The sequence below is a fragment of the Vibrio sp. YT-19(2023) genome (genome assembly GCF_033337395.1).
Window position 1 is genome coordinate 1 of sequence record NZ_JAWOQN010000070.1, and the last position, 6,380, is coordinate 6,380.

5 protein-coding genes and 4 tRNA genes are annotated in these 6,380 nt (G+C 42.8%); 3 read left to right on the top strand and 6 right to left on the bottom strand.

Annotated features, from left to right (window positions below):
• Positions 1–180: 180 nt before the first annotated feature.
• From R7E78_RS23740 to R7E78_RS23755, 4 genes are all read right to left on the bottom strand, one after another.
• Positions 181–256 (bottom strand) — tRNA-Thr (locus R7E78_RS23740).
• A 13-nt stretch (positions 257–269) separates the two neighbouring features.
• Positions 270–344, bottom strand: a tRNA-Gly gene (locus R7E78_RS23745).
• Between the two features lie 35 nt (positions 345–379).
• A tRNA-Tyr gene (locus tag R7E78_RS23750) sits at positions 380–464 on the bottom strand.
• A 36-nt stretch (positions 465–500) separates the two neighbouring features.
• Positions 501–576: transfer RNA gene (locus R7E78_RS23755), tRNA-Thr, on the bottom strand.
• 205 nt (positions 577–781) lie between these two features.
• Between R7E78_RS23755 and coaA the strand changes: the two genes are divergently transcribed.
• Entirely contained in the window at positions 782–1,705 is a 924-nt protein-coding gene (gene coaA, locus R7E78_RS23760; RefSeq protein ID WP_005388683.1) for a type I pantothenate kinase, read from the top strand.
• A gap of 7 nt (positions 1,706–1,712) precedes the next feature.
• On the opposite strand, the gene birA is transcribed toward coaA, so the two are convergent.
• On the bottom strand, positions 1,713–2,678 hold the full coding sequence (gene birA, locus R7E78_RS23765; protein WP_167415510.1) for a bifunctional biotin--[acetyl-CoA-carboxylase] ligase/biotin operon repressor BirA: 966 nt from the start codon (positions 2,676–2,678) through the stop codon (positions 1,713–1,715).
• The gene (gene murB / locus R7E78_RS23770) at positions 2,675–3,718 is read right to left on the bottom strand and encodes a UDP-N-acetylmuramate dehydrogenase (protein WP_262607152.1); all 1,044 of its coding nucleotides are present in this window, start codon (positions 3,716–3,718) and stop codon (positions 2,675–2,677) included. The genes birA and murB overlap by 4 nt, the downstream gene beginning before the upstream one ends.
• A 101-nt stretch (positions 3,719–3,819) precedes the next feature.
• Here murB and R7E78_RS23775 point away from each other — a divergent pair, with 101 nt between their 5' ends.
• Both R7E78_RS23775 and pssA read left to right on the top strand, forming a co-directional pair.
• A complete protein-coding gene (locus tag R7E78_RS23775) occupies positions 3,820–4,251 on the top strand; it encodes a GNAT family N-acetyltransferase (protein ID WP_017821963.1) in 432 nt (143 codons plus the stop codon).
• A gap of 71 nt (positions 4,252–4,322) precedes the next feature.
• Entirely contained in the window at positions 4,323–5,663 is a 1,341-nt protein-coding gene (gene pssA, locus R7E78_RS23780) for a CDP-diacylglycerol--serine O-phosphatidyltransferase (protein WP_262607153.1), read from the top strand.
• Positions 5,664–6,380: the final 717 nt, after the last annotated feature.

Consider the following 6,380-nt stretch of genomic DNA (forward strand, 5'->3'; position numbering starts at 1 on the left):
TGTTTTACCGTGGTCAACGTGGCCGATAGTACCAACGTTAACGTGCGGTTTCGTACGTTCAAATTTTTCTTTAGACATGAGTGGTCCCTCTAGGTACGGATTTAGGTGGCCCAAATTGACCACGCAACCAAAAAAAGATAATTGGTAAATCTAATATCAAAAGGAAATAAACTTGAGAGCTGGTGCTGATAGGCAGACTCGAACTGCCGACCTCATCCTTACCAAGGATGCGCTCTACCACCTGAGCTATATCAGCACTCAAATTAGAGTGGAGCGGGCAGCGGGAATCGAACCCGCATCATCAGCTTGGAAGGCTGAGGTAATAGCCATTATACGATGCCCGCAACACGTAACTCTGAGAGCTATTTCCTAAAGAATATGGTGGAGGGGGACGGATTCGAACCATCGAAGGCAGTGCCGGCAGATTTACAGTCTGCTCCCTTTGGCCACTCGGGAACCCCTCCAAATTTTCAAGCCATTCAGACTACTAAAGGAAAGAATGGTGCCGACTACCGGAATCGAACTGGTGACCTACTGATTACAAGTCAGTTGCTCTACCTACTGAGCTAAGTCGGCATAAGTGGTGCGCATTCTATTGAATGATTTTCTAGGTTGCAATAGTAATTTGAAAAAAAATCATAAATTTCGATTTTTTAGATTCGTTTGCTGCAAATTCGTACAAACTTAGCTTTTTTAAAGTAAACTTCGACCTTTGTCGTTTGCTTTGAAGTTCGCTTGATGTATGTTCTTGCTTCTATTAAACCAAGGATAAAAGAGACCCATGAGTCCATTTTTGTCATTTGACCGTGCAAATTGGGCCGAGTTAAGAAACTCTGTACCGATGACACTTTCTGAAGACGACTTGACTGCGCTTCAGGGCATTAATGAAAACCTAACCATGGAGGAAGCGGTAGAGATCTACCTTCCTTTGTCTCGTCTTTTGAATCTGTATGTCCAGGCTCGTCAAAGCCGCAATTCCGTATTACAACAATTCTTAAATACAGAGGAACATGCTCCCCCTTTCGTAATTGGTATCGCTGGCAGTGTTGCTGTAGGCAAAAGTACGACTGCTCGTATTCTAACGGCATTGCTTTCTCGTTGGGAGAATCATCCCAAAGTGTCCTTGGTTACAACAGATGGCTTCCTATATCCGAAAAAAGTACTAGAAGAACGCGGTATCATGCATCGTAAAGGCTTCCCAGAATCCTATGATATCAAGCGCTTAGTCGAGTTCATGTCTGACGTAAAGGCAGGAAAGCCCGATCTTGAAGTACCCATCTACTCTCACATCACGTATGACATTACTGATGAACTAAGGAAAGTGGATAGACCGGATGTTCTTATTATTGAAGGTTTAAACGTTCTGCAAAGTGGAATGGACTATCCACATGACCCGCATCGTGTCTTCGTCTCTGACTTTTTAGATTTTTCAATTTATGTCGACGCAGAAACAGAGACCATTGAACATTGGTACGTAGAACGCTTTTTAAAGTTTCGCCAAGGGGCCTTTACGAAACCAGGCTCTTATTTTAGCCACTACACACAACTCTCTGTCGATGACGCAAAGAAAAAAGCAAAGCAAATTTGGCATGATATTAATGGGCTCAATTTAGAATTGAATATTCTTCCAACTCGTGAGAGAGCCCACTTGATTCTACACAAAGGCGTTAACCACTTGGTTGATAAAGTCTCGTTGCGAAAGTAATCGAAGCTTAGTCACTTTTACGCAACGAGATTTCACCACCAATATAAGTCTCTAGTCCTTGGGAGGTTTCGATTAATATTCCACCTTGATGATCGATGCCTCGAACGACGCCATGTACCTCTCTAGGCCCAATAAGCAGTTTGACCTGACGATTAAGGAAATTGTCTAACCGATTCCAACGTTCGATAAAGCCAGTAAGTCCTTTCATTTCATATTCGACAAGTGCGGAATTCCAATGCTTAATAAGAGTCATTGCTAGAACATTTCTATCGATCTTGAGACTCTGATTTACTTGGTTCAACGTGGTCCATGGCTGGTCAATCTCAGGCTGGTCGTCAGGCATTCCAATATTCAGGCCCATCCCAATCACTAGATGAGCAGCCCCACCGGCCTGACCCGACATTTCAACCAAGATTCCGGCCAGTTTTTTATCTTGATAATACAAGTCATTCGGCCACTTGAGTTTAACACCTTGCATGCCTACTTCTTCCAGAGCTTCCACTGCGGCAATCCCAATCACCAAGCTCAAGCCCATTGCCGCAGCCATTCCTGCATCCAGTCGCCAATACATAGAGATATATAAGTTAGAGCCAAACGGTGAGACCCATTGTCTACCGCGGCGACCACGCCCTTGTGCTTGATATTCAGCAATACAAACACGGCCCTTTTCCGAATCCGCGACTCTGTCGAGCAAATATTGATTCGTTGAGTCAATCACAGGGACGAGTTCAACAAGTGACTCCGAGCTAGTGGTAAGGAGAGTCTCGTCTAACAGCTGCAATGGTGAGGCTAATTGGTAACCGCGCCCTTGCACTCGATAAATATCAATACCCCATTCACTAAGACCTTTAATGTGCTTAGCGATTGCCGCTCTAGAAACATTAAGATCGTCGCCCAACGCTTCTCCTGAATGAAACTCTCCATCACTTAATAACTTTAGAATATGAAGTTTCGTAGAGTGATCTTTTCTCATCTAGATGCCTCGATCTGAGCCAAATTGGTCTCCCCGGTACGATTGAGAAAGCGTACTTCATGCTCAAGTATGATTTGGTATTTGTCCCATACTGTATGCTTCACTAAAGAAGCAAGCGCGACAATGTCATCAGCACTACAATTATCTATGTTGGTCAAAACCAAAGCTTGCATAGGGTTGACCTGCGCACCGTGTACAGACTTCCCTTTTAATCCACACTGATCAATAAGCCAACCAGCAGCAATTTTCATTCCTCCTGAAGCTGGGTAGGCCACTACGTTAGGGTATTTTTTTGTGAGTCGATCATAGTGATCTTGTGTGATCACTGGGTTTTTAAAGAAACTACCTGCGTTACCTATCTTGGTTGGATCTGGCAGTTTTGCCTTTCGCACTTGGCATACTCGTTCGAAGATAGAAGCAGGGCTGAGTTGTTCTTCTGGGATACTTTGTAAAGGGCCGTACTGGTTAATCGGCTGCCATTGCTTCGCCAACTTAAGCCCTAATGCGGTGATAAAGCACTTTCCGTGCAACGCATGTTTAAATATGGAATCCCTATAGGCAAAATCACAGTCTTGGGCGTGCATTCTTTTGTTTTCAAACGTAGTTAGATCAAGAACATCTACATAATCACAGATGTCTTTTAGCTCTAGGCCATACGCACCAATGTTCTGAATAGGAGCCGAGCCAGCACAACCTGGAATCAAAGCTAAGTTCTCGATCCCACCGATCCCCTGATTCACACACCAGGAAACCAATTCAGGCCAATCTTCACCACCGGCAATATGTAATAGGTAATGCTCATCCGTTTCCGTGACTTCTTTACCCATGATTCGATTAACAATCACTAATCCCTCAAAATGTTCTGTAAAAAGAACATTACTTCCTTTACCTAAAAAAAGTTTCGGTAAATGGGTGAATCTTGGGTTTTGAAATAGCTCAATAACATCTTCAAGCGACTCAACGATAGCTAAATAGGAACACGATTGTTCAATTCCAAAAGTATGGTAAGCCTTTAGGCTCGCATTTGTTTTAATTTGCATAGTAGGTTTGCAACACCAGATAAGATTCTCTTAAACTGTCGACATTCTACATTAGTTATCTTTTAACCGCAGTGACAATACCAGACTCATTAATCATAGAAGTGTTAAATCCCATCAAGCTCCCCCTCATTAAGAAACTATACAAAGCGTATTACCCTGCGGGTCGAGCCAAAAAGGATGAATTGATCATTACAGCAAGCCATAAGGGTGAAATCATTGCGTTACTACGTTTAAAAAGTGTAGATAAAGTTCGTCTGTTGACAGGAATGTTGGTCATTCCGAAAGTTAGGGGAACAGGAATTGGAAAAAAACTACTAACTCATTGTAAAAACAATGTTTTCACTGATGGCGATTATTGCTTCGCGTTTACACATCTCGAATCCTATTATTCCAAGCATGGATTCACAACAATTGATTGCTCTGAGCTACCACACCCGCTAAAAATGGCATTTCAACGTTATGTAGATAGCGGTAAAGATCTCATTCCAATGCAATTCATCTCTTCAACGACATCAAAACGCGTGCTTTTGTAGCCAGGTAAATCATATCTTTGATAAAATGGCAGGTTCGCAATATTGCACTAAACTAAGGTACTCATACCGATATGATAGTAAGTAGGAATCCATTCGAACAGTTGCCAAGTCTCGCTGTCAATCCGGAAGACTTTGATGTTCTATATTCAGCAGAATCATTCAGAACCCGTCTTTTAGATGCTATCAGCAAAGCAACGTCGCGAATTTACCTAGTCGCTCTATATCTGGAAGATGATGAAGCTGGACGTGAAATTCTCACTGCGCTTTATGAAGCGAAACAGCGCAACCCTGGGTTGGACATCAATATCTGTGTCGACTGGCATCGAGCGCAGCGTGGCCTGATTGGCGCGGAGACATCTGAGGGTAATTCAGCGCTTTACAAAGCATATGCCAGTAAGTACCAACACCCAATCCCTGTCTATGGCATACCAGTGCGTGGCAGAGAAGTTTTTGGGGTACTGCATTTAAAAGGCTTCATTGTCGATGATACTGTTATCTACAGTGGGGCGAGCTTAAATAACGTTTATCTCCATTATCATGAACGTTATCGATTTGATCGTTACCATGTGATTCGACATGAATCTTTAGCGAATTCAATGGTGCAATTCATTCAGGAAGAAATGATTGCTCACCCTGCCGTTAATGATCTTGCAGGAAAAGATAAGCCAGAAACCAAAGAAATAAAGTCGGCGATTCGCCAACTGAGGGCTTCTCTTGCTCAAGCCAACTATAAGTTTGAAGACCAAGCTGCAACAGAAGAAAGCGTAAAAGTCACTCCGTTAGTTGGGCTAGGCAAACGCCGTAATCTGCTCAATCAACAGATTGTAAAGTTATTGGCAGCAGCCCAAGACGAAATTTTCATTTGTACGCCTTACTTTAACTTCCCTAAAGCACTTCATCGTGAAGTGAAACGAGCCATGAAGCGTGGTGTGAAAGTAACGATTGTTGTGGGTGATAAAACCGCCAACGACTTTTACATTGCACCGGAGGAAGACTTTAAAACCATTGGCGGACTTCCATATCTTTACGAAGTGAATTTGCGTCGCTTTGCGAAAGCCAATGAAGCGAATGTCGCCGCACGTAAATTGTCAATTCACCTATGGAAGCATGACAATAACAGCTTCCACCTTAAGGGTATTTGGGTTGATAAACGCTATATGCTACTTACTGGGAATAACCTAAATCCACGTGCTTGGTCACTCGACCTAGAAAATGGGCTACTCATACAAGACAATTATGCGAAGCTCACTGAGAAGTTTGAAGACGAAGTTTCGCGTATTCTTGAGCATACTCACCTTATCTGTACTTATAAGCAATTAGAGAAAGTAGAAGACTATCCTATAGGGGTACAGCGACTGGTCAGAAAAATCACCCGCCTAAAGGCAGATGGTGTTTTAAAACGTATTCTTTAGACATCATTTCTCGCTCTAAAGTACGTCGAGATTTTTATACTAAGCCAACCGCTTTAGCAGTTGGCTTTTTCATATAATCCATTTGGAATACTTAACTATTTTCTAGTACCGCTAGTGAGCACATAACCACTTAGATCTAGAGCGACTCTCTTAATGGGTTTGAGCTTTGACGTTTGTGAGTATTCCGCATAGCTTACAGTCTCGAGCTAAGCTACCCCTCTCTGTTCTGGCGCTTCTTACCCTTTGGCGATATATTTTTTCTGAGACTCATCAAATGTTCAGCGTCGAAAATCATCACCTCGCTAATGAAGAGCTCCTTCAATCTTTCACCTTCCAATTCTTTTCAAGTCGTTTGATTTTTGAGCCAGGAGAAATGGGGTATATATGACGCTTTTCTGGATTATGCGCACAATTCGTTTTTTCTTTCTCATCAAGATTCAAGCCGTTGAACGCCTTTGAATACCATAGATTACTTAGGCTTGTTTGTAGGTCATATTGCCTTTCCACAGCATCAACGGCCTATAATTAAAGCCTAGTGTGTAATTACGCAGAGTTCGCTTAGTAGGGATTATGTGAAATAGTCTAGTTAGGTGTATAAACACTCTTCAGGGAAACGTCGCAGTAGAAACGAAAAAAGCCCCAGTCTTTCGACTGAGGCTTAATATAAGTGGCGGAGTGGACGGGACTCGAACCCGCGACCCCCGGCGTGACAGGCCG